Below are 25,875 nucleotides of genomic sequence, written 5' to 3' on the forward strand. Positions count from 1 at the left end.
CAGCCCACGATGGGGAGATTCGCCCTGTGCCGCTACGCCCCGACCCGCGCCAAGACCGCGCTCGGAGCCTCACTATGCAGGGCAGCTGAACCAGGAGTAGCCTGGGGTACTTAAGTAAAGCAAGAGCCGGCGCAACGGACCGGCCCCGACACGCCATTCCGGCGGTCACCAGAACGGAGGGCGACATTGGGCGACGACGCACACGCACCGCTGCTACCGGCGGAGCAACGCCTGAAACGACTGCCGTTCTGGCTGTGCGTCCTGTATCTGTTGGCCTCGCTCGCTTGGGTTGGCCTGGGCGACCGCTGGTTGATCCTCGCTCCGCTGGAAGGCCCTCTGCGCGACATCATCATGATCGCCAAGGGATTCGCCTTCGTGACGGCGAGCACCCTCTTCCTCTATGTGCTATCGCGCCGTCTGATTGGGCACGCCGTCGCCGCAGAGCGCCGAGAACGCGAGCAAGAAGCTGCCCGTGCCGCCCTGTTCGAGGACAATCCAATTCCAGCCTGGGTGGTGGATGCCAACGACCACACCCCCATTGCGGTCAACGCGGCCGCGCTGCACCAGTACCGCATGGACGAGGCAGAGTTCTATCGCAAGGCCCTGCGCGACCTCGCCGTGCACAACGCAGAGCTGGCCACGCTGGACGACCCCCTGGTGTCGGGCGTGCAGCGCCATCGGCGCGGCGACGGCAGCATTTTCTTCGCCGCCTTGGAGTCCGCACCGACCACCTTCCAGGGGCGAAATGCACTGCTGATCATGGCGCGCGACGTGAGTTATGAGCACCAACTGGAGCAGGCGCGCCAGGAAGCACTCAAGGAAAATCAGGCCGCGTTGACGACCATCAACGCCATCATGGAGGTCACCCGCGACGCCTTCTGGTCCTGGGATCTTGGTAGCGAGGATATCTGGTGGACCGACTCCTACGCCACCGCGTATGGCGCGCCCTCGGGTCATATGCCGGTCCCGGACTGGCTGGACCGCGTGCATCCGGACGACCGCCACCGTCTCGCCGAGCACTTGCGCGCATTGTCGATGGGGCAGACCTCCACCATGGAGATCGAGCATCGCTATCGCCGCGCGGACGACACCTGGGCGGAGGTACGCGCCACTGCCGTTGCCATCCGCGACCCACACGGCAAGCTCCAGCGTCTGATCGGTGCCATGCAGGACGTGAGCGAACAGCGCGCGCAGCAGCGCGAGCTGCGATTGCATGCGGCCGCGCTCGGCGCAAGCCGTGAGGGCGTCTGCATCGTCGACGCCCTGGCCGAGGATCAGCCCATCGTCTTCGTCAATCGCGCCTTCGAGAAGCTGACCGGCTATACCCAGGCCGAGGTCCTCGGCCGCAATTGCCGCTTTCTGCAGGGTCGCGATCGCGATCAACCGGAGCGCGAACTGATCCGAAACGCGGTGGTCCACGGGACCGAGATCACGACCCGCCTGCGCAACTATCGCAAGGACGGCTCGCTGTTCTGGAACGAGCTCTCCATCGCCCCCGTCCGCCAGGACGGGCATATCACGCACTTCGTCGGCCTCCAGAAGGACGTCACGCGGCGCCATCTGCAGGAGGCCCAGGGTGCCTATCAGAGTCGTATCGATACGCTCACCGGGCTGGCCACCCATATCGCACTCACCGAGCGCCTGGAGCAATCGCTGCGGCTCAATCCCGACATGCGCCATGCCGTACTGCATATCGATGTCGACCGCATGGCCGCCGTCAACGAAGCGCTCGGCCATGCCCATGGCGACGAATTGCTCGCAGCGATCGGACAACGTCTAGAGCGCTTTCTCGAGGCAGGAGAAATCGCCGCCCGCATTGGTGGCGACAAGTTCGTGGTCGTGCTGCGCCTTCCCCCGGATCGAGACGACACGATGGAGCGTGCGCGGCAGTTGCTGGAAAAGGTCAGCGCACCGCAGATGATTGCGCAGCACCCGCTCAGCGTCACGGCCAGCATCGGCATTAGTTGTTATCCCGCCGACGGGCGCGATGTGAAGCGACTGATGACGCGCTCGGAAATTGCAATGCAACGCGCAAAATGGGCCGGTCGAAACAATATCCAGCGCGCCGAAAGCGCAGAGACGGGACAGCCGTCCTACACCCTGGAACTGGTCGAGCGCCTGCGCGGCGCCATCGATGCCGATGCGCTGGAAGTGTATTACCAACCGCAGATCAGCCTCCGCAACGGCGTGATCATCGGTTTCGAAGCGCTTCTTCGCTGGCATGACCCGGCTCTAGGACACATTCCGCCTTCCCTGTTCATTCCTATTGCGGAAGACAACGGATTGGTCGACGCCATCAGTCGTATCACCCTGCACACCGCTGCGGAACAGGTTGCCGTCTGGTCGCGCGAGTTTGGATTTCAGGGCACCGTCGGCTTCAACGTATCGCCGCTGCAATCACGCCGCTCGGGCCTGCAGGAGTCCGTGGCCGCGGCGCTGGAAGAGCACCGAGTCCCCGAGGGCCAACTGGAAATGGAAATCACCGAGAACGCGGCCATGGGTGGCACTCAGGAGCTGATGCGGCTCATGCATACGATCGCGGACATGGGCGTCCCCATCGCAATCGATGACTTTGGCACCGGATACTCCAACTTTGGCTACCTCCGGCGATTTCCGATTCATCGCGTCAAGATCGATCGCAGCTTCGTGCGCGATATTGCACACAACCGCGAGGATCGCATGGTGGTGCGGGCCATCATTCGGCTCGCGCAGGGCCTGGGCCTTGACACCATCGCAGAAGGCGTGGAGCAGGAGGAGCAGGCCGTCGTCTTGGCTGCCGAAGGCTGCGCGGCATTCCAGGGCTTTCTCTACAGCCCGGCCGTTGATGCCGCAGCTGCGACGGAGCTCCTTCGCACAGGCCGCGGCTTCGCCTTGCCCACCCTGGGCAGGCGTGCCCAGCCGCTTGATTCCTCTGCCGCCGATGAGCAGCAGGCTACCAGCGACATTCGCTTCCGGTAGGACGCCGCGAGCGACTGCTCGGTACCCGCGCGAACGGCGATGGGTGTCGCGCGCATCACAGCGCAGCGGGACAGCGGCAATGCCGGCCTTTCGCATGCCCTCGTCATTCGAAGCCACTGCTTTCGTCCGCATCGCCGAATTGACCGTGCCGACCGGTGCCCTCGGAGAAGCGTCCCGCTCCGGCCACCGTCTCTCCGGATTGCAGCGTTTTCAGCCCATGCTGAAACTCCTGTGCCATGGCGTCGTCCTCGCTGAGGCCCCATTGCGCATAGGCGCTCAGCCGATCACCGCGCAGGCATTGCTGCGGAAAGGCGGCCAACTGCTGCCCAAGCGCAACCGCGGCTTCGCGTGCCTTGCCGGCATCCACCAGCCGGTTGACCAAGCCCATGCGCAAGGCTTCTTCGGCCTCCACGGCTCGCCCGGTCAAAATCAGATCCATGGCATGACTCATACCGATCAGGCGCGGCAGGCGCACCGTGCCGCCATCGATCAACGGCACCCCGAAGCGACGACAGAACACTCCGAACACCGCAGTGCGATCCGCGACGCGCATGTCGCACCACGCCGCCAGCTCGAGCCCACCTGCTACGCAATAGCCGGAAACCGCGGCGATGACCGGCTTGGACAGCTGCATCCGGCTCGGCCCCATGGGCCCGTCACCGTCGGAGGCAATGCGATTGGCACGCTCGGCGTCACCACTGGCGACCGCCTTGAGATCAGCACCGGCACAGAAGTGCGCCCCGACACCGCTCAGTACCGCCACCGCACTGCTCTCGTCTGCCTCAAAAGCGCGAAAGGCTTCCGCCAATGCAGCGGCTGTCGGCCCATCCACCGCATTGCGACGCGCAGCCGCGTTAATGCTGATGACCCTGACCGCGCCCTCCTGCTCTACCACGATGCTGTCCGACATCACACCCTTCCTTTATTACATTGCTTGACGCAATATTAGGCTGATTGTAATTTATGTTCCGCATACACGTGAGTTCGCGTCATGAACCAGCCCCAGATTGCCCTGCATCCGGATGCCGTGCCCGCCACGCACGAAGTCACCAATCAACCACCGCCATTACTGGACTACAACGCCTTTGATGGCGATACCGCCCTGGTAGAAGCGGTGCAACGCGAAGGGGCGCAGTGGGCGCAAAGCGCGCTTTCGGAGGCGGGCGCGCGCACGGGCAGCGCCGAGGTGATCGAATGGGGTTATCTCGCCAATGAGTTCAAGCCCCAGCTGCACGCCTTCGACCGTCAGGGGCATCGCATCGATACGGTGCGCTACCACGACAGCTACCACAAGCTCATGGCCATGTCCCTCGAGGCGGGTCTGCACTGCAGTCCGTGGACTCAGCCGGGTCCGGGCGCGCACGTTGCGCGCGCTGCGCGCGAGTATCTGCACGCACAGGTGGATGCGGGACACGGCTGCCCGGTCACGATGACCTTCGCGTCCGTGCCCGCGATCCGCACCACGCCGGCCCTGGCGGAAAGCTGGCTTCCGAAGATCCTTACGCCGGGCTACGACCCCAGAAACGTGCCCCATACCGAGAAGCAGTCGCTGACCATCGGCATGGGCATGACCGAAAAGCAGGGCGGATCGGATGTGCGCAGCAACACCACCATGGCGCACCCCATTGGCACGACCAGCGGCAGCGGTGCCGCCTATGAACTGATCGGCCACAAGTGGTTCACATCGGCCCCGATGTGCGACGGCTTCCTCATGCTGGCGCAAAGCGCCGGCGGACTGTCCTGCTTTCTGGTGCCGCGCTGGCGGCCGGACGGCACCAAGAACCCGATGCAGATTCAGCGCCTCAAGAACAAATCCGGCAATGTGTCCAATGCCTCGTCGGAAATCGAGCTCCGCGGTGCGCTCGGCTGGATGGTGGGTGAGGAAGGCCGTGGCGTACCCGCGATCATCCAGATGGTGGCAATGACGCGCTTCGACTGCATGGTCGGTTCCACGGCCGGAATGCGCCAGGCCGTTGCTCAGGCCATCCATCACTGCCAGCATCGCGCCGCCTTTGGCAAGACGCTGGCCGAGCAACCCGCCATGGCCAATGTGCTCGCGGACCTGCAGCTCGAGGTGGAAGGCGCACTGGCGCTGACCATGCGCATGGCGCGGGCTCTCGACCATGCCGACGACCCGCACGAGAAGCTGCTGCTCCGCCTCGGCCTGCCGGTGGGCAAGTATTGGATCTGCAAGCGGCATCCGGGCCATGCCTACGAGGCCATGGAATGCATCGGCGGCAATGGCGTCATGGACGACTTCATCATGGCGCGCATCTACCGCGACGCTCCCATCAACGCCATCTGGGAAGGCTCGGGCAATGTCCAGGCCCTCGACCTGCTGCGCGCAATGGCGAAATCACCCGATGCGGTTGCGGCCTGGTTCGCGGAACTGGAGCAGGCGCGCGGTGCCCACCCCCTGCTGGATACGGCCATCGATGCGCTGTCAGACGTGATCAAGGATCGCGATGACCTGGAATATCGCGCGCGCAGCCTGAGCGAGGCCATGGCACTGACGATGCAGGCCGCCCAGCTGGTACACACTGGCAACCAGGCGCTCAGCGAAGCCTTCATTGCATCGCGACTGGCGGGGCATGCAGCGCATCACTACGGCGCGCTACCGCGCGGGGTGGATGTGCACACCCTGATCGAGCGCGGGAATCCGTTGGCGGTCTGACGGGCACACACATGCACGACAGGGGTCCTACCGCCAAGAAGATCGTGCTCGATCTTCTGCTTGCCGTAGACCCTGAGCCATTGACGGCGCGCGACGCCGTCAGCGCCTGCGGACTGTTTGGCATCCGCGAAAGCAATGCGCGTGTCACGTTGACACGCCTGTGCAGTGAGGGCTTGGTCGAATCTGCCGCACGCGGCAGCTATCGGCTCAGCCCCTCGGCGCACCAGCTGGCCACTGAGGTCGCCAGCTGGCGGCGCCTGGAGACGCGCATGCGCCCCTGGGACGGCCGCTACATCGCCATTCATACCGCCGACCTCGGTCGCAGCGATCGCACTGCGCTGCGCCAGCGCGAGCGCGCCATTGCCATGCTGGGTTTCCGCGCCCTTCGCCGCGATGCCTTCATTCGCCCCGACAATATCGAAGACGACCTTCAGCAAGTGCGCGACCGGCTCGTCCGACTCGGTCTGGATGCGGACGCCCTGGTCTACCGGGCCAGCGACTTTCCGACTGCCGATCACGCGCGCATCGCGGATCTTTGGGACGGTGAGGCCCTGAACGCCGACTACCGCGCAACCCGCACGCGACTGGAAGCCTGGTTTGCACGCTATCCCCGTCTGGGTCTGGAAACGGCAGCACGCGAGTCCTTCCTGCTGGGGGGTGAGGCCATCCGCAAGCTGGTGTTCGACCCTCTGCTGCCGGAACCCATGGTCGACGCCGAGGCGCGCCACCAGTTGCTGGAAGCTACCTTGCACTTTGATCAGGTCGGCCAGGGCATCTGGCGCAAGCTCATCCGCCTGGACGCGCTGCCGCGATCGGCCTGAGCCCTCCCCTTTACCCTGCCGGCACGAGCCAATAAGATAGTGAGTGCTTACTATCTAATTGGTGGAGACATGATGCAGGACGCCCGCTTCGATCTGATCATCCGCAACGGCCTCGTCTTTGACGGCATGGGTAACCCCGGCCAACGCCGCCATGTCGGCATCCGCGACGGCCGAGTGGCGGCCCTGTCCGAACTGCCCCTGACCGAGGCCGGCGCAGAAGTCATTGACGCGCAGGGCCAATGGGTCATGCCCGGCATGCTGGACATGCATACCCACTACGACGCGGAGTTGGTCGCCGCACCAGCATTGCGCGAGTCGGTCAAGCATGGCGTGACAACGGTCGCGGTCGGCTCCTGCTCCATCTCGATGATGCTGTCCGAGCCCGAGGACTGCTCCGATCTGTTCACCCGCGTCGAGAGCGTGCCGCGCGACCAGGTCCTGCCGCTGCTGGAAAAGCACAAGACCTGGGACAGCCCCCATGGCTATGTCGATTTTCTGCGCCAGCATCCGCTCGGGCCCAACGTCTGCGCCTTCCTCGGCCATTCGGACCTGCGCGTGCGCACTCTGGGCCTGTCGCGCTCGGTGCGGCGCGGACTCAAGCCCACGCGCGAGGAACTCGCGACCATGACCCAGCATCTGGAATCCGCCCTCGATGCTGGAATGATGGGGCTCTCCGGTATGACCAACCCCTGGGACAAGCTGGATGGTGATCGCGAACGTTCTGCGTCCCTGCCCGCCGCCTACGCGCCCTGGAGCGAAATCCGCCACCTCAACCGCACGCTGCGTCGTCGCGGCCGTGTGCTGCAGTCTGCACCCAACCTAGTCACCAAGCTGAATGCCATTCTCTTCGGCATCGCCTCGGCCGGCTGGTTTATCCGCCGGCCGCTCAAGACCACGCTCATCACCATGATGGCAGTGAAAGGCCAGGAGGCCCTGCCCAAGCTGGTCGGTTTCCTCTCCAACGTCTTCAACCGGCTGTTCCGGGCCGATTTCCGCTGGGAGTCCCTGCCGACGCAATTCGAGGTCTTCTCGGACGGCATCGATCTCGTCATCTTCGAGGAGTTCGGCGCCGGTGAAGCCGTGCTCCATCTGGTCGACGAACTGGAACGCAATGAATTGATGCGCGATCCCGACTACCGCAGGCGCTTTCGCAAGGATTACGAAAAGCGCTTCGGCGCACGCGTCTGGCACCGCGATCTGGGGGACGCCACCATCGTCGATGCCCCGGACCGCAACCTCGTCGGCAAAAGCTTCGTCGATGTGGCCCGCGAGCGCGGCGTGCATGAAGTCGACGCCTTCCTCGATCTCGTGGTGGAACACGGCCAGAAGCTCCGCTGGCACACGGTGATCGGCAACTACAAGCCACAGCAAATTCGCGAGATCGTCAACCAGCCAAGCACGCTGCTCGCCTTCAACGATTCTGGTGCACACATCCGGAACATGGCCTTCTACAACTCGCAGCTGCGCTTCCTGAAGTTCGTGCGCGACGAAGCCGAGGCCGGGCGACCGGTGATGCCGTTGGAGAAGGCGATCTGGAAGCTCACCGGCGAGCTGGCCGACTGGTTCGATATTGACGCGGGACGCCTGCATGTCGGCGCGCGCGCCGACGTCGCGGTGATCAATCCGGAAGGATTGGGCGAGCAGTTGGCCCAGTTCGACGAGGCCAAGATCGAGAATCTCGACCTCAAGCGCCTGGTCAACCGTAGCGACCATGCCGTCACCGCCACCATCATTAACGGTCGCGTCGCCTTCCGGCAGGGGCAGTTCGTTCCCGAACTCGGCAGGGACACCGTCTTTGGCACCTTCCTGCCCGCCGGTGCACGCGGTGTGGCGGGTCCGAGCGCACGGACCGAGGCATCGACTGCCTACGAGGCGAATGTGGCGGCCAGTGCATGAGCGCGGCCAGCAACCCCGTCGCGGCACCCCAGCGGCCGCGGCGTAGTCAGCAGCAGCGGCGCGAAGCATCCCGCCGTCGCCTGCTCGACGCCACCGCCGAGGTCCTCATCGCTCAGGGCTATGCGGGTGCCAGCGTCCAGGCGATCGTGGACCGCGCCGGCCTGTCGCAGGGAGCGCTATTCCGCCATTTCGAAAACCGGCTGGCCCTGATGCGTGCCATCGCCAACGATATCGGTGACCGCCTGCTGGAGCGCTACATCGAGCGCTTCCGGGCACTGCAGCCCGATGCGGACCAGGACTGGCTGCTGCTGTCGCTGGAACTCCTGCGCGACAACTGCCGGAGTCCGCTGCAGCAGGCGTGGTTCGAACTGTTGATGGCCGCACGCACGGATGCGGCGCTGCACCAGACGCTGGCGCCGGTCTGGGCGCGCAATCAACGCGAGACCATTGCTTTGGCCGCGCGACTGCTGCCCCAGGCCCACGCCGCGCTGGGTGAGGCACGCTTTGCGGAAATGGTCGATGCCGTCGTTAGCCTGTTCCATGGCGAAGCCGTGGATCAGATGGTGCGCCATGACGCCGCCGCCGATGCGGCGCGCCTGCAGTGGATCTACCAGACACTGAAGACCCAGCTGGCAAGAGCCTAGCGTCGCCATCGTCACAACGACAAACGGCGAGGCTGGGGTTTCCCAGCCTCGCCGTTGCAGTTGAACCGTGTCCCAGGCCGCGCCTAGAAATCCCAGCGCAGGCCGACGTTGTAACCGAAGACGCGCAGCTCGCTGCTCTGGTGATAGACCTGACCACCGCCACTGATGCGGATATCCGGGGCATCCGGCATGAACAGGCGCAGCGGCAGCATGATGTTGCCGCCGAAGGACACGCTGTCGAAGCTTTCCGTGGCGCCGTCCTTGGTCAATTCCGTGCGCGCATAACCGACGGGGAAGGACAGCTCGAACAGCTCAAAGACCACCGCGTGTGGCACGACGAAAAGACCGTAGAAGATATCGGTTTCGATGTCCTCGGCGCCTTCATCATCGCTGATGCCCATGCCGACCTGTGCCTCGAAGGTCACAAAGGAACCACGACCGGCGAAGTTCTCCGGCCGAATGCCCAGACGCAGGTTGACCATGTCGGTGTCGAGATCCTTGTTCGAGAGCCCCTGGAACCCGGTATCAGAGAACGAGACATCGTTCTCGACGTAGTCCGCGGCGACGGTATATTTCACTGACCGGTCTTCCCCAAAGAAACCGGCTTGCGCCAACGTGGGCACGGCCCACGCACACGCGGCGACGATGGCGACTGCTTTTTTCATGTGCTCCCCCGACCTAAAAAACGAATGACAACAGTGAATGGCCCAGTCGGGCCTTGTTCGAATAGCGTCGATCATCCCTGATCCGGCCTAGCCCTGTCCAGCCTCTGCTAGGCTTTGATTATGCAATCAATTCGTTCTATGCCGCGGATGCCGGCATGAAGTACTGCTCCGACTGCGCTGCCGAACTCCGCATCCTCATTCCGGAAGGCGACCACCTGCCGCGGCATGTGTGCGCCGCCTGCGGCGCTATCCATTACCGCAATCCGCGCGTCATCGTCGGGGCTATCTGTGAGTACGAGGGCCGGCTGCTCATGTGCCGCCGCGCCATCGAGCCGCGCCTGGGTTTCTGGACCTTTCCGGCAGGCTTTCTGGAGATCGGCGAAACCACGGCAGACGGTGCCGCGCGCGAAACCATGGAGGAATCCGGCGCCGACGTCGAGATCGAGGATCTTTGCGCTCTGATCAATGTCCCCTACATAGCGCAGGTCTATCTGAGCTACCGCGCGCGCATGCGCAGTCCGCATCACCATCCGACTCCGGAGAGTTCCGAAACCATGCTGATCGATCCCAAGGACATCCCCTGGGATGAACTCGCCTTCCCCACCATCTGGCACAGCCTGCGCTTCTGGATGGCGGATCGCGAAGCCGGCGCGCGTGGTTTTCACAGTCTGGACCTCACCCAACGACCGCGCCGTCCCATCGATCGCGAACGCAGCGCTGCCGAAGAAGCGGGCGGAACGCCTTGATTGAGCAGGTTATACTTCACGTCTTTCATCAACAGCGTGCGGAATCAACGCCATGACCTTTGTCGTCACGGAAAACTGTATCAAGTGCAAATACACCGACTGCGTGGAAGTCTGTCCGGTGGACTGCTTCCACGAGGGACCGAATTTCCTGGTCATCGATCCTGAGGAATGCATCGACTGCACGCTCTGCGAGCCGGAATGCCCGGCCAACGCCATCTACGCGGAAGACGATCTTCCCGAGGAGCAGGCGCACTTCATGGAGCTCAATGCCGCTCTGTCCAAGGAATGGCCCGTGATCACCGAGCAGAAGGATCCGCCGCCGGATGCGGAGGATTGGGACGGCAAGCCCGACAAGCTGGAATTGCTCGAGCGCTAGACCCGCCCACCCTTCGCCGGCACCTCGTAAAAAGCCGCGCCGTCTTTCGACGGCGCGGCTTTTTTTATCACCGCAATGCCTCTGGGAAAAGCTTCAGCGCACTGCCAGAGGATCCTGCGCCGGATCGGTTTCAAGGCGCGTCAACAGGCGATCGGCGGGCACGTAGCCCTGCACCACTTCGCCATTGGGCAGCACCATCATCGGTGTGCCACGCAAGCCCAGCTTGCGGCCGGCGAGCAGATGATTGTCCACCGGATGGTCCGAACAGCTCTTGCTGCCGGGATCGACGCCCTGCTTGGCCTCGGTCAGCGTCTGCTGCCGGTCCTCACTGCACCAGGTCGCGACCGCCTTGCGGTAGGAGACGCTGTTCTGGCCACTGCGCGGGTAGAGCAGGTAGCGAATGGCGATGCCACGCTCGTTGTACTCGCCGATTTCATCGTGCAGCTTCCGGCAGTAGCCGCAGTCGATATCAGTAAAGACCGTCACCAGATATTCAGCGTCGTCGGCGCCGAAGCTGATGGAGCGCGCGGCGGCATCCTCGAGCACTTCCAGGCGCGCCTCGCGACGACGCTCCTCCGTGATCTGCCGACCGGTCGCCAGATCCACCAGATCGCCCTCGATGAGGTAACGACCGTCCGCGGTGACATAGCCGACGGCCATGCCGCGCGACAACTCGTAGATATCCTCCAGCGGTGTTGGGCGCAGCTCGCTGGAAGCCAGATCCGGAATCCGCTCGGCCAGCTTGTCGCGCACAGCCTGCAGCTCGGCGTTTTCCTCGCCCGATGCGGGCGCCGCGCTCTCCTGCGTTGCCGCGGTGCTCGCCCCTGCGTCCTGTGCTGTGGCCTCCTGATTCGTGGATTCGGAGGCGCCGCAGGCCGTCATGAAGAAGCCGGAAGCGAACAGTAGCGGTGTCAAGATGGAACGCATAGTGGAACCGTTGGCGAGGGGGAGAACGCTAGGACCGGCCAAAGCACGGTGGCGTTCAACCACGGGGATGATGTTCGGCGTGCAGCGCCTTGAGACGGGCGCGCGCCACGTGGGTGTAGATTTGGGTAGTGTTGAGGTTACTGTGTCCCAGCAGCATTTGCACGGCGCGGAGATCGGCACCATGGTCGAGCAGATGGGTGGCAAAGGCATGTCGCAAGGTATGTGGCGACACCTTGCCACGCACACCCGCCATGGCGGCATAGCGACGCAGCCGTTGCCACGCGTTCTGCCGCGTCATGCCAGCCCCGCGCTGGGTCAGGAACAGGGCCTCGTCCGATTTCGTGCCGGCAAGGCTGGGACGGGCATGGCGCAGATAGCGGTCAAGCCAATGGTGGGCCTCGTCCCCCACCGGCACCAGCCGCTCTTTCCCCCCTTTGCCCAAGACCTGCACCACACCCTGTCGGGCGGCATAGGCCTGTACCGCCAGCGTCACGCTCTCCGACACGCGCAGACCAGTGGCATACATCAGCTCCAGCCACGCCCGATCCCGCAGGCCAAGCGGGGTGTCGATATCCGGCGCCGAGAGCAGCGCCTCCACCTGCTTGTGGCTCAGCGTGGCCGGCAGGGCACGCGGCAGGCGCGGGCTGCGCAAGGTGGCGGCAGGATCATCGCCGCGCCGCCCGCTGCGCGCCTGCCAGGCAAAGAAACGACGCAACGCGCTCTGCGCCCGTGCCTGGGAGCGGGCCCCGAAGCCTCCTGCCTCACCACGCGCCGCGAGATAGCGTCGCAGCGCTTCGGCATCCGCTGCGCCCAGGGTCTGCGCACGGCCAGCCAACCAGAGGGCCGCAGCACGCAGGTCACTGCGGTAGGCGGCCCGCGATCCCGCCGCCAGACCATCCTCCAGCCATAGGGCTTCATCAAAGGCGGCGATCAGGGCCGCATCGGCATCGCTGAGCTCCGCGGATGGGGGAGGTGCCTTCATGGACCGAAGCCTTGCCACTGCATTGTGTAATGTTACGCGCCATGACAGCCGTCCTCCAAGGCAGATTCCGGCCATGATCAGCGCGCGCCCAGAACGCGCGGGCCTCGCACAGACGCTCTACGGGGCCTATTTCGCGCTCATTTTCGGCGTGCTCATCTTCGGGCTTCTGAGCGCACTGGTGCTGGTGCTTCCCGGCCTGGAACGGCGCCGACGCGTGGCGGGCGGATTGATCCGGCTCGCCATGTGGCTGTGCGCCGCACCCATCCGTTGTCGCGGCGCCCTGCCACCCGGCGACGGCCCGGTGATCGTCGTCGCCAACCACGCCAGCTACCTGGATGGTCTGCTGATGACGGCGGCATTGCCGCCCACGATCAGCTATGTGGTGAAGGACGACGCTGCCGAATGGCCGCTGATCGGTCGTGTGCTGACCCGGCTGGGCGTCATCTTCATTGCGCGCGACGCCATCCAGATGAGCGCACGCCAGACGCGCGCCTTGCTCAAGCGCCTGCGCGCGGGCGATAGCCTGGGCATCTTTCCGGAAGGCACCTTCCAGCGCCCCAACGGCTTGCTGCCCTTCAAGCTGGGCGCCTTCATGCTCGCCACCCGCACCGGCACGCCCGTGGTGCCGGTGGTGATCCGCGGTTCCCGGACCTTCTACGGAGAGGATGCCCGCCTGCCACGCCGGACCCGTATCGAGATCGATATCCTGGCGGCGCATGCCGCTACCGACACCCCACCCGAGCAACTCTGTCAGGCGGTCCGTCAGGCCATGCTGGCGCGCCTGCCCGAAGACGCCGTTGCCGAGACACTGAGCGAACCCGCTGCATGACGAGCCTGTCCCTGGTCAAAGACCGCCACGCATCGAAACGCCCCCAGAACGGGCACGCGCCGCGTTTCATTGCCACGCCCGCTGTATTCGAACAGATCCAGCGTGAAGTGGCCTACGCCGCGGAAACCGGCAGCCACCTTCGCGTGGCAGGGCGCGGCCACACCCGCGCCCCCTTGTGCCGTTGCGATGACGGCCTGCTGCAGCTGTCGCGCTTCACCGGCATCGAGGATGTCGACGCCGTGCACGGCATCGCCTGGGTGCGCTCCGGCACGCGGCTGTCGCATCTGGCGCGCGAGCTCGCCAGCTACGGGCTCGCGTTGCCGACACTGGGTTGGTCCGGCAACGAGAGTGTGGGCGGCGCGGTGTCGATCGGGAGCTATGGCCTCGGAACCGGCGACAGTCGCTACCCCTGCCCTGTAGTCGGCCTGCGCATGATCGGCGCCGACGGTTCGGCCTTCAGTATTGGTTCCAACGATCCCCGCCTCCCCCTGGCCCGCGTCAGCCTGGGTACGCTGGGCGTTCTGACCCACGTCGGTCTGCGCTGTGTGGCCGCCAGCCATCTGCAATCGCAGGTCTCCGGCCGCTCGCTGAGTGCGGTGCTCAATCGCGTCAATGCACTGCGCGCGCACGATTACGTCGAGTGGTATTGGACGGCGCACAGCGACGACGTCCGCCTGCGTACCATCGACCGCCGCCCGCGCCATCCACCCGGCCGCCACCGTCACGCACTCAAGGGCAGCTCGGCGCGCATCCGCAGCGTCGTGCACCGTGCCATCGACGTCATGCCGCAGTTCGGCAATCGGCTGCCGTGGCGCCTGATCCCGGAGCGCGCGCGCATTCCCGAGAGTGTCGATGCGGCCTTTGGCTGGCAGTTGTTCAGCGAGTCCAATCTCGGAACCATCGGCTACGCGCTGCCCATCGATGCCCTTGGCGACACGCTCTACGCCCTGCGCCATGTGCTGCGCGCCATCGACCCCAAGCACCGGGTCGTGCTGCGCGTGCGCTACGCCTGCGCCGATGATGCCGCGCTGTCACCGGCCTACGGCAACGAGACCGCCTTCGTGCGCATTCTTTCCGGGCCGAAGGTCCGGGACCATGCCGAGGCAGCCGGTGACATCTTCGAGCGCCACGGCGCACGACCGTTGTGGATCATGCCGCACGAACACCATCTGCGCGATCTGGAAACGATGTACCCGCTGTGGAGCGATTTCGCGGATCTGCGGGCCGAACTCGATCCGCGTGGCCTCTTCCTCAACGATTACCTGGCAGGCATCTTCGGCGTGGAGGACACGCCGTGAGAAGCAGTCCACGCGGCCGCTACGAAGCGGCGCTGGCCGCAGGCAGCATCGAAGCGGACAGCGCCCAGGCGCGTGCGGTGGATGCACTGGATGCCATCCATCAGAAGCTGATGCAGGCACGCCGGCCGAACACGGGTGGAGGGCTGTTACGCCGCAAGCGCAGCGCCGCCACCTGGCCCGCGGTCGAAGGCCTCTATCTGTGGGGCGGGGTCGGCCGCGGCAAGACCTATCTGATGGACACCTTCTATGCCGCTCTGCCCTTCGAGCAGAAGCTGCGCACCCACTTCCACCGCTTCATGTTGCAAGTGCATGCCGAGCGCCGACGTTTTCTCGACGAGCAGGACCCGGTGGCACTGATCGCCGAGCGCATCGCGCGCGAAACGCGCGTGCTCTGCTTCGATGAGTTCTTCGTGTCGGATATTGCGGACGCGATGATCCTCGGCCGACTCACGGAGGTGCTGTTCCGCGAGGGTGTGACACTGGTCACCACCAGCAATGTTGCCCCGGACGATCTCTATCGCGACGGCCTGCAGCGGGCCCGCTTCCTGCCGTCCATCGACCGCATCAAGGCGCATTGCCAGGTGATGGAGCTGGCGAGTCCGACCGATTTCCGCTTGCGCACCTTGCAGCGCGTCCCTCTCTACCTGCACCCCTGCGACGACCACGCCATGCAGACCCTGAGCGACGAGTTCACTGAACTGGCACCCGCACAGAGCACTGGACGGGTGACGCTCACCATCAATGGCCGCCACGTCGAGGCACTAGGCGCGGTCGACGATGTGGTCTGGTTCAGCTTTGCCGAGCTCTGCCAGTCGGCGCGCTCCGCTGCGGATTACATCGAAATCGCTCGCGAGTACCACACGGTGCTGCTCAGCCATGTCCCGCAGATGAACGCCACCCTGGAGGACAGCGCGCGCCGCTTCGTCCATCTGGTCGACGAGTTCTACGACCGCGGCGTCAAGCTGGTCATCGCCGCCGATGTCGCGCTGGACGCGCTCTACGTCGGCAAAAAGCTGACCTTCGAGTTCCAGCGCACGGCGTCGCGGCTGTTCGAGATGCAGTCGCGCGAATATCTCGCACAACCGCACCAGCCCACCTGAGTCGCCCTAGGGCCTGTTGACACGCAGACGATCGCGGCGCGCGAGTCCGTATGCGTGCAGCGCAGGGAGTAAGGAGCGCGATGTTTTTGACGACCATGAGCGACGAAGGACGCGGCGGTGTGCGCATACGGGCCGCGCCCTTCGGATTGCCTCCGGAAATCGCCAGGACGACTGAGAGCTAACAGGCCCTAGATCTGCCGAATCTGGCGCAGCGCCCGGACGCCCACGGTCAGAGACATGAAGTCGTGCGGCGTGTGGCTGCGCAGCCCCTCGAGTCGCCCGAGCAGATCGAAGGCGGCATCGCCGTACTGGCCGAGCCAGGCCTCGACACAGGCCGCGCCGTCCGCAATCGCACCGTCGGGCGCTTCGGCCAGCACGCGTTGCGTGATGCGCCGATGCAAGCGGTAGGTATCCTCGCGCAGATTGGCACGCGCCAGTGCCTGGTAGCGCCCGGACACCTGCAGACCGACGATGGACGACAGCAGCCAGAGCACGTGCATGCGCTGGCCAATGGCGAAGTAGACGGCCGCGGCCTCCTCGGGCGCCCGCTGGCTGTCGCGCGCCACCTGAATGATGTCCGGCGCGCTGCCCATCACCAGCGTACCGGCATAGCGTTCCGCGGTCTCGCGCGGCACCCCTTGCTCGCACCAACGCTCCACCGCCGCATCCCAGTCACGGCGGTAGACCTCCGGCAATGCCGCCGGAACACCGGCCATGACGCGTGTCAGCGGTTCTTCCAGCGGGGAAGCCGCATCGTCCAGGCCCTGGGCGTCGGCGTGTTCGCCCAGCGCCCAGCCCGTGACATGCTTCATCAGCCCCGCGGCGCGCTGATAGAGCTGAAGCTGGACGCCGGCATCGATCTGTCCGTCGAGCGCGTCGGCAGCCGCAATGAGTTTGTCCCCCCGCATCAGTCGCCAGGCCAGGGCAAAGGCCTTGACCACCTGCGGTCGGCGCGCGCCCTGTTCCTCGGCCATGCGGTGCACAAAGTTGAACCCCATGCGGTTGACGACCTGATTCGCCAGATCAGTGGCGATGATCTCGCGCCGCAAGCGGTGCGCGGCAATGGCTTCAGCATAGGCATCGCGCATGGCGGCCGGAAAATAGTTTCGCAGGCGATGCGTCATGCCCGCATCGTCCGGTACCTCAGAGGCCACCAGGTCATTGAACAGCGCGTTCTTGGCGTAGGCCAGCAGCACGGAAATCTCCGGACGCGCGAGCCCCTGCTGGCGCGTTGCGCGCTCGTTCAGCGTCTCCTCGTCCGGCAGGAACTCCACGGCCCGGTCGAGGCCGGCGACGCGCTCCAGCGTGCGCATCATGTGCGCGTGTTCGTGCAGCCGGGCCGCGGCCTCGCAGCTGATCAGGCTGACCGCCAGACTCTGCTCGTGGTTGTCGGCGAGCACCGCCTGGGCCACTTCCTCGGTCATGCCCTCCAGCAGCTGATTGCGCGCCTCGCGCTCCAGTGCGCCCTCTGCCATGCAGGCATTGAGCGGGATCTTGATGTTGACCTCGCGGTCTGAGGAATGCACTCCGCCAGAGTTGTCGATCGCATCGGTATTGATGAAGCCCCCCTGGCCGCCGCGCCCGGCGAGCGCGAACTCGATGCGCCCGAGCTGGGTCAGCCCTAGATTGCCGCCTTCACCCACCACCGCACAGCGCAATTCGCGGCCGTTGACTCGGATGGCGTCATTGGCGCGGTCGCCGACGGATTGATGCGACTCGCTCTGCGCCTTGACATAGGTACCGATCCCCCCGTTCCAGAGCAGTTCCACCGGCGCCAGCAGGATTGCGTGCAGCAGCGCGTTGGGCGTCACGACCTCGGCCTCGATGCCGAGTGCCTTGCGCGCCTGCGGCGAGAGCTCGATGCGCTTGGCGTCGCGCGGCCACACACCTCCCCCTTCGCTGATCAGGGACGTGTCGTAGTCCTGCCAGGTCGAACGCCCCATCTCGAACAGGCGCTTGCGTTCCTGGAAGCTGGTGGCCGGATCCGGATTCGGGTCGATGAAGATGTGCATGTGGTTGAAGGCGGCCACCAGCCGGATGTGCTCCGACAACAGCATGCCGTTGCCAAAGACATCGCCCGCCATATCGCCAATGCCCACCACCGTGAAGGGCTCGCGCTGGATGTCCTTGCCCAGTTCCCGGAAATGCCGCCGCACCGATTCCCATGCGCCCTTGGCGGTGATGCCCATGGCCTTGTGGTCATAGCCGGCGCTACCGCCGGAGGCAAAGGCGTCCCCCAGCCAGAAGCCATACTCCGCCGACAGCGCATTGGCGGTGTCGGAAAAGGTGGCCGTACCCTTGTCGGCTGCCACCACCAGATAAGGATCATCGCCGTCCGCGCGCACCACGCGCTTGGGCGGCACGATGCGATCACCCTCGCGGTTGTCGGTGATGTCGAGCAGGCCGCGGATGAAGATCTGATAGCAGGCCTTGCCCGCTGCCGCATAAGCCTCCCGGCTTGCGAACTGCCGCTGCTTGACGACGAAACCGCCCTTGGCCCCCACCGGCACGATGATGGCGTTCTTCACCATCTGCGCCTTCATCAGGCCGAGCACCTCGGTGCGGAAATCCGCCGGCCGGTCGGACCAGCGCAGCCCGCCACGCGCCACCGCCCCCCCCCGCAGATGAATGCCCTCCACTTCCGGGGAATACACAAAGGCTTCGTAGACCGGCCGCGGCTCCGGCAACTCCGGAATCTGACTCGGATCCAGCTTGATGGAGACCCATGACTTGGGCTGACCGTGGTCGTCGGTCTGGTAGAAGTTGCTGCGCAGCGTCGCCTCCACCACGCCGGCATAGGCGCGTAGTGCGCGGTCGGCATCCAGAGAACTGACCGCCTCCAGAGCTGTATCGAGGCGTTGCCGGATCGGTGCTGCGGCGGCCTCACGGTCGCTGTCGCCGTCGGGATCGAAACGCGCCTCGAACAGGCTGACGATGTCGCGCGCAATCGCAGGATGCGCCGAGAGCAGTTCCTCCAGCATGGTGCGCCCGTAGGGCAGACCGGTCTGCAGCAGATAGCGGGTCAGCGTGCGCAGCAAGACGATGCGGCGCGCGTTCAGCCCGGCCTGGAGCACCAGGCGATGCAGGCCGTCATCCTCGGTCTCGCCACGCATGCAACGCAGCATGGCGTCCTCGAAGAGCTGCTTCTGATGCGCCGGGTCGAGTGCGCAGCCACCGGCCACGCGCACTTCAAAGGTCTGCACCCAGAGCCGACTGCCGCCGGCGGGGCGGACACAGTGCGGAGACTGACGCATGACGCGCAGCCCGAAGTGCTCCAGCGTCGGCAGGATGTCCGACAGCGCCACCGACTCGCGATAGGAATACAGCCGGAGTTCGGTGGGACAGGCGGCGCCGACGGCGTCGTCATCCACCACCAGACGCGGCAGCACAGGGTGCTCTTCGCTCAATTGCGCCAGATAGTGCACATCCACCGCCGCCGCCAGCGGGGTGGTCTCCTGCTGATAGCCCGCATCGAAGGCGTCGACGAAGCTGGCGCTGATGCTGCCTTCGGCCTGCTCACCCAGCGCCTCGCGCAGCTTTTCGGACCAGGTCCGGGTGACTTCCACCAGACGCCCCTCAACGGCACGGACATCGACCTCACGCGCCCGGCCCGCCCCCATCTGAATCACCACATGCAGGCGCGCAAAACTTTCGCCGCGCGGAAACTCCACATTGCGTTCGAAGCGGTCGCCATCCAGCGCGCGGATCAGCTCGTCGCAGATGGCATCGCGCAATTGCGCGGTATAGCGCTCGCGCGGCACGTAGACCAGCGCCGAATAGAAGCGCGCATAGCGGTCTCGCCGCATGAACAACTTGAGTTGGTGGCGGTCACGCAGCGCGCGCACGCCGGTGCAGAGCTGATACAGCTCCTCCTCGGACGATTGGAACAGCTCATCGCGGGGTAACTGATGCAGGATGTCGCGCAGCTTCTTGCCGGAGTGGCTATCGGGCGATAGCCGCGACCGACGCAGCACCTCCTCGGCCTTCTGGCGAATGACCGGGATGTTCTGCGGGCGGTCGATGTACACATCGCTGGAAAACAGCCCGATGAAGCGGTGAATGCCCACCAGCTGACCGTTGCGATCGAGTTCCTTGATCGACAAGGCATCCAAGGTCAGCGGGTGATGGATATGCGAACGCGCCTGGGCCTTGGTCACCACCACCAATCGCGGTGAACCGGCGTAGCGGTTGAGTTCATCCATGGGAGCAAGCAACCGCTCGGTATCCGAGAAGGCGGCCCCCTCGCGCAGCAGACCCAGGCTGCTCTCGCCATCGGCATGCACGCGCAACTGCTCCGCACCCTGCTCCGCTGGCGCAAAGGCATAACCAAGAAAGGTGAAATGGTGCTCGGGCAGCCACTCAGCGAAGTCGCGGGCCTCACGGATCCAGGCCTCCGGAAGCTCGCCCAGCGGCGGTTGCAGGCGCTCCGCCAGCTCCAGCGCGCGCTTGCGCATGGCCGGGAAATCGGAGACCGCCAACGCCACGTCGCGCAGGGTCTGCTCCACCCGCTGACGCAGCGCTTCGTAGGCACTTTCATCCGCCAGCGGGGTGATCTCCATGCAGACGAAGGACTCGGCACGTCCGCCGTCTTCACCGCTTTCCACCCCACAGAGGGCACCGTCCTCGGAGCGTCGCACTCGCAATACCGGATGCACCGACCAATCCACCGAACAGCCCATATCGCGCACGGCAATGCCCAGGCTGTCCACGACGAAGGGCATGTCCTCGCAGATGGTTTCCAGGCGGGCCAGTTCGTGCGCGTCGTCTTCAGAGGGTGGCGTGAGCCGTACCAGGGGTTCGCCGGGCGACCGCTGCTGCGCGAGCGCGCGCTGAGCCAGGGCGATATCCGCCAGGGCTGCGGCGTCGCGGCGGGACAGAATCTGATAGGAGGCGGCAGCAAAGTACTGACGGGCAAACTCGCGCGCCTCGCGACTGCCGTCGCGCGAGGCCACCGCCTTGTCGATGGCGGCGGAAAGCAGGTCGTGCTGCTGTTGGTGATCGCTTTGCATACCGGCGTGTCTCCCCGTCCGTTGTCGTTATGGACGCCAGACTAGCGCATCCTGCCGACCACAAACGAGCCCGCCGGCGCGATCTACAGGGACTGGCGCAAAGCGTCCGATTGCGCCTTCGGGGCAGCTGCCTGGAAGGCGGCCAGCGCGGTACAACTGCGGTAGACCGTGCGCACCCTCTTGTAGGGCGACAGGTCGATGTTGTTCTTCAGGGCGTTGTACACCTGCGGCACCAGACAGACGTCCGCCAGCGTGGGCGATTGGCCGTAGCAGTAGGGCGTGTCGCTCTGGTCGCGTTCCAACACCGACTCCAGCGCCGCGAACCCGGTATGCGACCAGTGCTCGTACCAGCCGCGACGCTGCTCAAGGCTCAGCTCCATGCTGTCCCGCATGTAGCGGAATACGCGCATGATGTTCAGCGGTGTGAAGTCCGCCACGATGGTCTGCGCAAAGCTGCGCACCTGCGCGCGCTGCGTAGGGTCTGCTGGCAGCAGCGGCCGGTCCGGATAGCGCTCCTCCAAGTATTCAAGGATCGCGAAGGACTGCGTGATGACGGTCTCGTCCTCCAGCACCAGCGCCGGCACCAGCCCCTGCGGATTCAGCCGCAGATACTTCTCGTCCTGATGCTGGCCGCGATCCTGGTCGATGTAGCGCGACTCGTAGTTCACCCCCTTGTGATTGAGCGCAATGCGCACGCGGTGGGTGGAGATGCTGCGGTAATAGGTATAGAGCTGGAGCATGACTTGGTGAATTAGGTCGGGTGTCTGGCCGCGTCGATAACAATTTTGAGGCGCAAGCCACATGGTAGCCCCTGCGGCCGATCACACGGCACAAGCAACTGTCGTGAGGCCCACAAATACGATCGCCCAGTGACGCAGACTCCAGAGGTCAAGCCCTATCCACTTCGGTACCGACAGGCACCCGAAATGGCGACGAACAGCGCAATCTGCGAGTCCTTGTCAGCGCCTTAGCTGCGACCTGCCTTGCTTGGCGTACCGCCGTACCCCACCGTCACGTGACTCAGGTGACAAATGGATCTGCAACGGCTTCGGCCTGCAACTTTGAAATTCCAACTGCACACATCACAAAACGCACCATTGCGAGCCACACCTCGAGCGTTGCGGCGAGATTGCCCGTACCCAATCTAGGGGATGACGCCTCATCCGAACAGTATGAAACTGGAATAAACCGAGCAACCGCAGCACAAGGCTGTTCGTCAGACATTCAGGAAAAACTATCCCCGCTGTAGTGCGACCAGAGACATTTTATGGCTGTCAACGCAAGGGAATAATAGGAGTGCATTTCCATGAAAATGAAAACTTTCCGGCTCTCCGCTGCGTTCGCAATCTGCATGTCGCTCAGCGCATGTTCTACAAACCCTATCACCCTCCGAGCAAGCGAATCACTTAATACAGAGGGTAACGCCGTATTTTACAATCAAGGGGTTGCCACGCTCGCCTCACAACGCGAAAACTCAGTGGTTCGAATCGCACCACTGAACTCCGACGATAAGGATCTTATTCAGATCATTGTGGCTATCTCCAATGCATCCGACCGCATAATAGAAGTTTCCGAACTCGACGTAATGGCGATTGGACAGGGTGATGGGATGTCATCCGAGATTGATGTCCTGACATTCAAAGAGTTTCAAGAATACCAAAAAGACAAGGCGTCACCAGACGGATTCATGATGCTGGCAATGGTATTGAATGCAGCGGCTGCAGGGTACGGAACGGCTACGGGGCTCCCGACTTCGACAGCGCAAGCGAACATGATGACCCTCGCGCAACAAGAACAGACTCAGACACTAGGCGCCCAGAAAACTATCGAGGACTATCGATCGCAGATGCTTCAGCGGACAACCGTTCTTCCGGGTCAGGAAGTGGGCGGAATGGTCGTGATGCGGCGCGTGACGAAAAACATCTCGAAGTATGTTGTTAAGCCGGAATCTTTAATTAAGATTGCCGTAAATGTGGGCCCTGACCGCCACGAGTTCACTTTCTACGCAGATGAAATATAGATGTTCTTGTCAATAAAAAATATTTATTTGCATTGATGTGAAGTCACCGGCTCATGAAATCACCCGTGCAAGCAATGCCTTACGATGGTTCTCCGCAGCCTCGAGTGTTTCTCTTCGTACTCGTCGCAATGGGTGTGCTGCTTTGCCATTTCCCACCATCTATGGCCAGGGGGACGCTGCAGGTCCTTATGCAAAAACTTGAGGTCCCGCAGTCCCGGCTGGATCAACTCACATCTAGTGCGCCTTGGTCTCGAGCCATCAAGGATGCCGCGAGCTTCGTGGCTGCTGATGACTTATCAATCGGCGACTCGCAGACGGGTCGCATTGTGGCAGATCGGTTTATGGGGGCATCCGAAGACCTCACCGCCCATTTGTCTGATGGGACAAACGGCAGCTTCGAAGCACACTTGGGTCAAATCGAGCGCGCGGTCATTGAAATAATCGAAGTCATTGGTGATATGCCGGTCGAAAAGCGCCTGTCGGGAGGCCCGAAAAGCGAGATGGCGGAACCGTGCACCGCTGCGGAAGCGCAAAGCGGCGAATTCAATGGTCTGGAAGCGCAGCTGGAAGAGACGGAAAGTGTCTTGAGCCGCGCGAGCCGGTATCTTGTTACCTTGTCCAATGTCAACGGGGACCTCGCCGCTATCTATGACAGGTACCACACGGCCGGGATGTGGCACGATCTGTTCTTCGAGTTCACAACATTTGGGTCATACACCGAAATTTGGTGGCGGCATAAGGTAGAAATTCCTGACTCGATTGCTGCATTGGAAAGAAAGATCGGGCGCGCCAGCGAGCTTGTGCAAGACAAAAGGCAGCAGGTAAAAGCTGTCATCCAGCATCGAAGCGACCAGGCAAATGCGCATGAATCGCACCGGTGCAATGCAACGGAATGTGCAATGGGCCCACTAGGTGTCGAGCTCTGTGGGCTGACACCGCAGGAGGCACAGGCGGTGCGCGATTCGATGGAAAGGATGGCTGAAGAGCGACGGCAGAAGGAGAAGCTGGAATTGCTCAGAGGCTCCATGGGTATCGCCCAACAGGCCAGTACCCTGAGTCGGGATATGCGGCTTCAATCTATTGAACAACAAGCGTCGGAAAACCAGATGGCGCGAGAGTTGTGGGAGCAGCAGCAAGAATGGAATCGAGAGTACGAGTTGAATCACTCTTACTCCTCTTTTGCTTCACCCCCTGACACGCGAAACACTTGCGCTCATGCATCGTGCCCGTCCGGTAGCGAACTTGTAAGGCGAGGCGATGGCAGTTGCTATTGCACGCTACCGACATACGGCCCGCCGCCACGATCACAGTCCGGCGACGCGCAGCAGTCTAGAGCAGACTCATCGACTCGAAGGGGGCAAATGTCGATTAATGATGACGATTGCACGCCGGTTCCGGCCCCATGGGGGGGGCAGTTCGCGTGCTCAACCCAATAACCCTATTGGACTGCAAGGCAGTGATTCATTGCACTCATTCTCGTCCGAAAGTTCTGCTCTCAGAGCCAGGGCAGTTCACAATTTCAGCTGCTTTGCCATGACACCTGGACCATACTTCGATGCCGTTACGCCGTAAAGGCGCTTCGGCAAGTGCCAAAGGGCGGACCTTAAACAGGAGATCTGATGCGCTGCGCCATTCGATGCTTGGGTGCTCAGTCGCGGTCCGGTGATTTGGCTGCGAGACTTCTCTCCCACCATCGAAAGAGCTACGCTGAAGCGAATGACGTCGCGCCCGCGAAGGGCCAGGGAGGTCGGCTTGCCTGCCCACCCCGATGCCAGCGCATTGATTGGGACGTTTTACCGCGCCCCGCTGTCGCAGGACGGCTGGGTTGAGGCGTTACGCACATTGCGAGACACCGTTGGGGCCAATTATGCCCAGATGCACGTATCTGACCTCCTCGGTGACGGCAAACCGTTATCGCTCTTCACCCATGTTGATACGTCGCTTCTCGAAGCCTTCAACAATCACTACGTGCATATGGATCCACGGCTTCCGTACTACCAGCGACGCGATGGCCGTTCCTACCGCCGACAAGACATGATTCCTGACCGGGCTATTCAACGGTCCGTGATCTATAACGAATTCCTCGTTCCCACTGGCGCCGAACAGTGCGCGGGCATTGCCGTTCGTGGCGTCACGGCGGGCATCAACTTCGTTGGGTTGCTTAGGGAAGAGACGGTGGGTGCCTTCAACTCACAGGACCTTCGACTGTTCGACGCACTATCCCCGCATATCGAGAACGCGTTGGCGCTGCAATTCGAACTCACCAGAGCACGCGCACGCGAATCTCGGCTTCAAAACATGCTGGATCAGCTATCGATTGCGGTGGCAAGTTTCTCGTGTAGAGGCCATGTTGAGTACATGAACGCTCGTGCGGAAAGCCTTTTTGCTCGTGGCGACGGCGTCTGGATAGATGCTTCCGGCAGCATTCGCTCCAGCGACCTCAACGCCAGCCGCGCCTTTGCGGATTTCTTTGGCAAAGCTCAAGGTGTGAGGCGCGAGAAGGCGATCGCGCCCGTCGGGGCGCGCGTGAAGGTCAATCGGCGAGATTCGCCGCAGCCTCTGTCGCTATTCTTCGTGCCGGATTCTGAGGAAAGCAATGGCTCCTTTTGGGTCTATATGGTTGACCCGGATCGCCCATGTGTCCCAGACGCGGACGCCCTGCGTGACGCGTACAAGTTGACCCCCGCGGAGCTCAAGTTAACCCTCGCACTTGCTGAGGGTGGAACGCTGTCGGAATACAGCGATGCCGCAGGGATCACCATCGGCACTTGCCGAACCTTACTCAAACGTGTGTTCCTGAAGACCGATGTGCACCACCAGCCTGGACTCGTCGCTCTTGCTTTTCGCTACCTTAAAATGAGCGATAAGCTGTAAGCGCAGCGACCAGCATCAACTCGCAGTCTGAAGGAAGAAGTGCTCCGTAGGCGGCG

19 protein-coding genes are annotated in these 25,875 nt (G+C 63.5%); 13 read left to right on the top strand and 6 right to left on the bottom strand.

The features are described from left to right. Nucleotides 1-186 precede the first annotated feature (186 nt). Entirely contained in the window at nucleotides 187-2,958 is a 2,772-nt protein-coding gene (locus ACOOFO_RS12145; protein WP_420427023.1) for an EAL and GGDEF domain-containing protein, read from the top strand. Between the two features lie 103 nt (nucleotides 2,959-3,061). Here the strand turns inward: ACOOFO_RS12145 and ACOOFO_RS12150 are convergent, their stop codons facing one another. Continuing rightward, nucleotides 3,062-3,868: a crotonase/enoyl-CoA hydratase family protein gene (locus tag ACOOFO_RS12150; RefSeq protein ID WP_420427024.1), complete on the bottom strand. Its 807-nt coding sequence runs from the start codon at nucleotides 3,866-3,868 to the stop codon at nucleotides 3,062-3,064. Nucleotides 3,869-3,949: 81 nt separating this feature from the next. Between ACOOFO_RS12150 and ACOOFO_RS12155 the strand changes: the two genes are divergently transcribed. The 4 genes from ACOOFO_RS12155 to ACOOFO_RS12170 all read left to right on the top strand — a co-directional run bounded on the left by ACOOFO_RS12155 (nucleotide 3,950) and on the right by ACOOFO_RS12170 (nucleotide 8,993). Then, nucleotides 3,950-5,632, top strand: a complete 1,683-nt coding sequence (locus tag ACOOFO_RS12155; RefSeq protein WP_420427025.1) for an acyl-CoA dehydrogenase family protein — start codon at nucleotides 3,950-3,952, stop codon at nucleotides 5,630-5,632. Nucleotides 5,633-5,643: 11 nt separating this feature from the next. Continuing rightward, the gene (locus ACOOFO_RS12160) at nucleotides 5,644-6,453 is read left to right on the top strand and encodes a PaaX family transcriptional regulator C-terminal domain-containing protein (RefSeq protein ID WP_420427026.1); all 810 of its coding nucleotides are present in this window, start codon (nucleotides 5,644-5,646) and stop codon (nucleotides 6,451-6,453) included. A 69-nt stretch (nucleotides 6,454-6,522) separates the two neighbouring features. Next, nucleotides 6,523-8,349, top strand: a complete 1,827-nt coding sequence (locus ACOOFO_RS12165) for an N-acyl-D-amino-acid deacylase family protein (RefSeq protein WP_420427027.1) — start codon at nucleotides 6,523-6,525, stop codon at nucleotides 8,347-8,349. Next, entirely contained in the window at nucleotides 8,346-8,993 is a 648-nt protein-coding gene (locus ACOOFO_RS12170; RefSeq protein WP_420427028.1) for a TetR family transcriptional regulator, read from the top strand. Before ACOOFO_RS12165 ends, ACOOFO_RS12170 begins: the two co-directional genes overlap by 4 nt. 83 nt (nucleotides 8,994-9,076) lie before the next feature. On the opposite strand, the gene ACOOFO_RS12175 is transcribed toward ACOOFO_RS12170, so the two are convergent. Beyond that, nucleotides 9,077-9,658, bottom strand: coding sequence for a hypothetical protein (locus tag ACOOFO_RS12175; protein ID WP_420427029.1), 582 nt, complete (start codon nucleotides 9,656-9,658; stop codon nucleotides 9,077-9,079). A 155-nt stretch (nucleotides 9,659-9,813) separates the two neighbouring features. Between ACOOFO_RS12175 and ACOOFO_RS12180 the strand changes: the two genes are divergently transcribed. Together ACOOFO_RS12180 and fdxA are read left to right on the top strand one after the other, a co-directional pair. Further along, nucleotides 9,814-10,404 (top strand): NUDIX hydrolase, encoded by a 591-nt coding sequence (locus ACOOFO_RS12180; protein WP_420427030.1) that lies wholly within the window; start codon nucleotides 9,814-9,816, stop codon nucleotides 10,402-10,404. Nucleotides 10,405-10,456: 52 nt separating this feature from the next. Beyond that, the gene (gene fdxA, locus ACOOFO_RS12185) at nucleotides 10,457-10,780 is read left to right on the top strand and encodes a ferredoxin FdxA (protein WP_420427031.1); all 324 of its coding nucleotides are present in this window, start codon (nucleotides 10,457-10,459) and stop codon (nucleotides 10,778-10,780) included. Between the two features lie 93 nt (nucleotides 10,781-10,873). On the opposite strand, the gene ACOOFO_RS12190 is transcribed toward fdxA, so the two are convergent. Both ACOOFO_RS12190 and xerD read right to left on the bottom strand, forming a co-directional pair. Then, nucleotides 10,874-11,707: a DsbC family protein gene (locus tag ACOOFO_RS12190; RefSeq protein WP_420427032.1), complete on the bottom strand. Its 834-nt coding sequence runs from the start codon at nucleotides 11,705-11,707 to the stop codon at nucleotides 10,874-10,876. A gap of 55 nt (nucleotides 11,708-11,762) precedes the next feature. Next, entirely contained in the window at nucleotides 11,763-12,689 is a 927-nt protein-coding gene (gene xerD / locus ACOOFO_RS12195) for a site-specific tyrosine recombinase XerD (protein ID WP_420427033.1), read from the bottom strand. A 73-nt stretch (nucleotides 12,690-12,762) separates the two neighbouring features. Between xerD and ACOOFO_RS12200 the strand changes: the two genes are divergently transcribed. The 3 genes from ACOOFO_RS12200 to zapE are packed head-to-tail and all read left to right on the top strand — an operon-like array spanning nucleotide 12,763 to nucleotide 15,916. Next, entirely contained in the window at nucleotides 12,763-13,518 is a 756-nt protein-coding gene (locus ACOOFO_RS12200) for a lysophospholipid acyltransferase family protein (protein ID WP_420427034.1), read from the top strand. Next, nucleotides 13,515-14,816 (top strand): D-arabinono-1,4-lactone oxidase, encoded by a 1,302-nt coding sequence (locus ACOOFO_RS12205; protein ID WP_420427035.1) that lies wholly within the window; start codon nucleotides 13,515-13,517, stop codon nucleotides 14,814-14,816. The genes ACOOFO_RS12200 and ACOOFO_RS12205 overlap by 4 nt, the downstream gene beginning before the upstream one ends. Beyond that, nucleotides 14,813-15,916 carry a cell division protein ZapE gene (gene zapE / locus ACOOFO_RS12210; protein ID WP_420427036.1) on the top strand — a complete coding sequence of 368 codons (1,104 nt, stop codon included), beginning with the start codon at nucleotides 14,813-14,815 and terminating at the stop codon, nucleotides 15,914-15,916. Before ACOOFO_RS12205 ends, zapE begins: the two co-directional genes overlap by 4 nt. A gap of 188 nt (nucleotides 15,917-16,104) precedes the next feature. On the opposite strand, the gene ACOOFO_RS12215 is transcribed toward zapE, so the two are convergent. Together ACOOFO_RS12215 and maiA are read right to left on the bottom strand one after the other, a co-directional pair. Next, nucleotides 16,105-20,925 carry an NAD-glutamate dehydrogenase gene (locus ACOOFO_RS12215; RefSeq protein WP_420427037.1) on the bottom strand — a complete coding sequence of 1,607 codons (4,821 nt, stop codon included), beginning with the start codon at nucleotides 20,923-20,925 and terminating at the stop codon, nucleotides 16,105-16,107. 83 nt (nucleotides 20,926-21,008) lie between these two features. Continuing rightward, nucleotides 21,009-21,665, bottom strand: a complete 657-nt coding sequence (gene maiA, locus ACOOFO_RS12220; protein WP_420427038.1) for a maleylacetoacetate isomerase — start codon at nucleotides 21,663-21,665, stop codon at nucleotides 21,009-21,011. Between the two features lie 566 nt (nucleotides 21,666-22,231). On the opposite strand from maiA, the gene ACOOFO_RS12225 reads away from it, so the two are divergent. The 3 genes from ACOOFO_RS12225 to ACOOFO_RS12235 all read left to right on the top strand — a co-directional run bounded on the left by ACOOFO_RS12225 (nucleotide 22,232) and on the right by ACOOFO_RS12235 (nucleotide 25,819). Then, nucleotides 22,232-22,945, top strand: a complete 714-nt coding sequence (locus ACOOFO_RS12225; protein ID WP_420427039.1) for a hypothetical protein — start codon at nucleotides 22,232-22,234, stop codon at nucleotides 22,943-22,945. 53 nt (nucleotides 22,946-22,998) lie between these two features. Beyond that, on the top strand, nucleotides 22,999-24,381 hold the full coding sequence (locus tag ACOOFO_RS12230) for a hypothetical protein (RefSeq protein ID WP_420427040.1): 1,383 nt from the start codon (nucleotides 22,999-23,001) through the stop codon (nucleotides 24,379-24,381). A gap of 316 nt (nucleotides 24,382-24,697) precedes the next feature. Continuing rightward, nucleotides 24,698-25,819 (top strand): helix-turn-helix transcriptional regulator, encoded by a 1,122-nt coding sequence (locus ACOOFO_RS12235; protein ID WP_420427041.1) that lies wholly within the window; start codon nucleotides 24,698-24,700, stop codon nucleotides 25,817-25,819. Nucleotides 25,820-25,875 lie beyond the last annotated feature (56 nt).

Origin of the sequence: Algiphilus sp. (genome assembly GCF_965216485.1) — a bacterium.
Lineage (GTDB): Bacteria > Pseudomonadota > Gammaproteobacteria > Nevskiales > Nevskiaceae > Algiphilus.

Coding starts and splice junctions, on each gene's coding strand:
- ACOOFO_RS12190 (WP_420427032.1), bottom strand. CDS start 11,707: ATGCGTTCCATCTTGACACCGCTACTGTTCGCTTCCGGCTTCTTCATG.
- ACOOFO_RS12170 (WP_420427028.1), top strand. CDS start 8,346: ATGAGCGCGGCCAGCAACCCCGTCGCGGCACCCCAGCGGCCGCGGCGT.
- ACOOFO_RS12155 (WP_420427025.1), top strand. CDS start 3,950: ATGAACCAGCCCCAGATTGCCCTGCATCCGGATGCCGTGCCCGCCACG.
- xerD (WP_420427033.1), bottom strand. CDS start 12,689: ATGAAGGCACCTCCCCCATCCGCGGAGCTCAGCGATGCCGATGCGGCC.
- ACOOFO_RS12160 (WP_420427026.1), top strand. CDS start 5,644: ATGCACGACAGGGGTCCTACCGCCAAGAAGATCGTGCTCGATCTTCTG.
- ACOOFO_RS12230 (WP_420427040.1), top strand. CDS start 22,999: ATGAAATCACCCGTGCAAGCAATGCCTTACGATGGTTCTCCGCAGCCT.
- ACOOFO_RS12175 (WP_420427029.1), bottom strand. CDS start 9,658: ATGAAAAAAGCAGTCGCCATCGTCGCCGCGTGTGCGTGGGCCGTGCCC.
- ACOOFO_RS12180 (WP_420427030.1), top strand. CDS start 9,814: ATGAAGTACTGCTCCGACTGCGCTGCCGAACTCCGCATCCTCATTCCG.
- ACOOFO_RS12200 (WP_420427034.1), top strand. CDS start 12,763: ATGATCAGCGCGCGCCCAGAACGCGCGGGCCTCGCACAGACGCTCTAC.
- ACOOFO_RS12215 (WP_420427037.1), bottom strand. CDS start 20,925: ATGCAAAGCGATCACCAACAGCAGCACGACCTGCTTTCCGCCGCCATC.
- fdxA (WP_420427031.1), top strand. CDS start 10,457: ATGACCTTTGTCGTCACGGAAAACTGTATCAAGTGCAAATACACCGAC.
- ACOOFO_RS12225 (WP_420427039.1), top strand. CDS start 22,232: ATGAAAATGAAAACTTTCCGGCTCTCCGCTGCGTTCGCAATCTGCATG.
- maiA (WP_420427038.1), bottom strand. CDS start 21,665: ATGCTCCAGCTCTATACCTATTACCGCAGCATCTCCACCCACCGCGTG.
- ACOOFO_RS12165 (WP_420427027.1), top strand. CDS start 6,523: ATGATGCAGGACGCCCGCTTCGATCTGATCATCCGCAACGGCCTCGTC.
- ACOOFO_RS12150 (WP_420427024.1), bottom strand. CDS start 3,868: ATGTCGGACAGCATCGTGGTAGAGCAGGAGGGCGCGGTCAGGGTCATC.
- ACOOFO_RS12205 (WP_420427035.1), top strand. CDS start 13,515: ATGACGAGCCTGTCCCTGGTCAAAGACCGCCACGCATCGAAACGCCCC.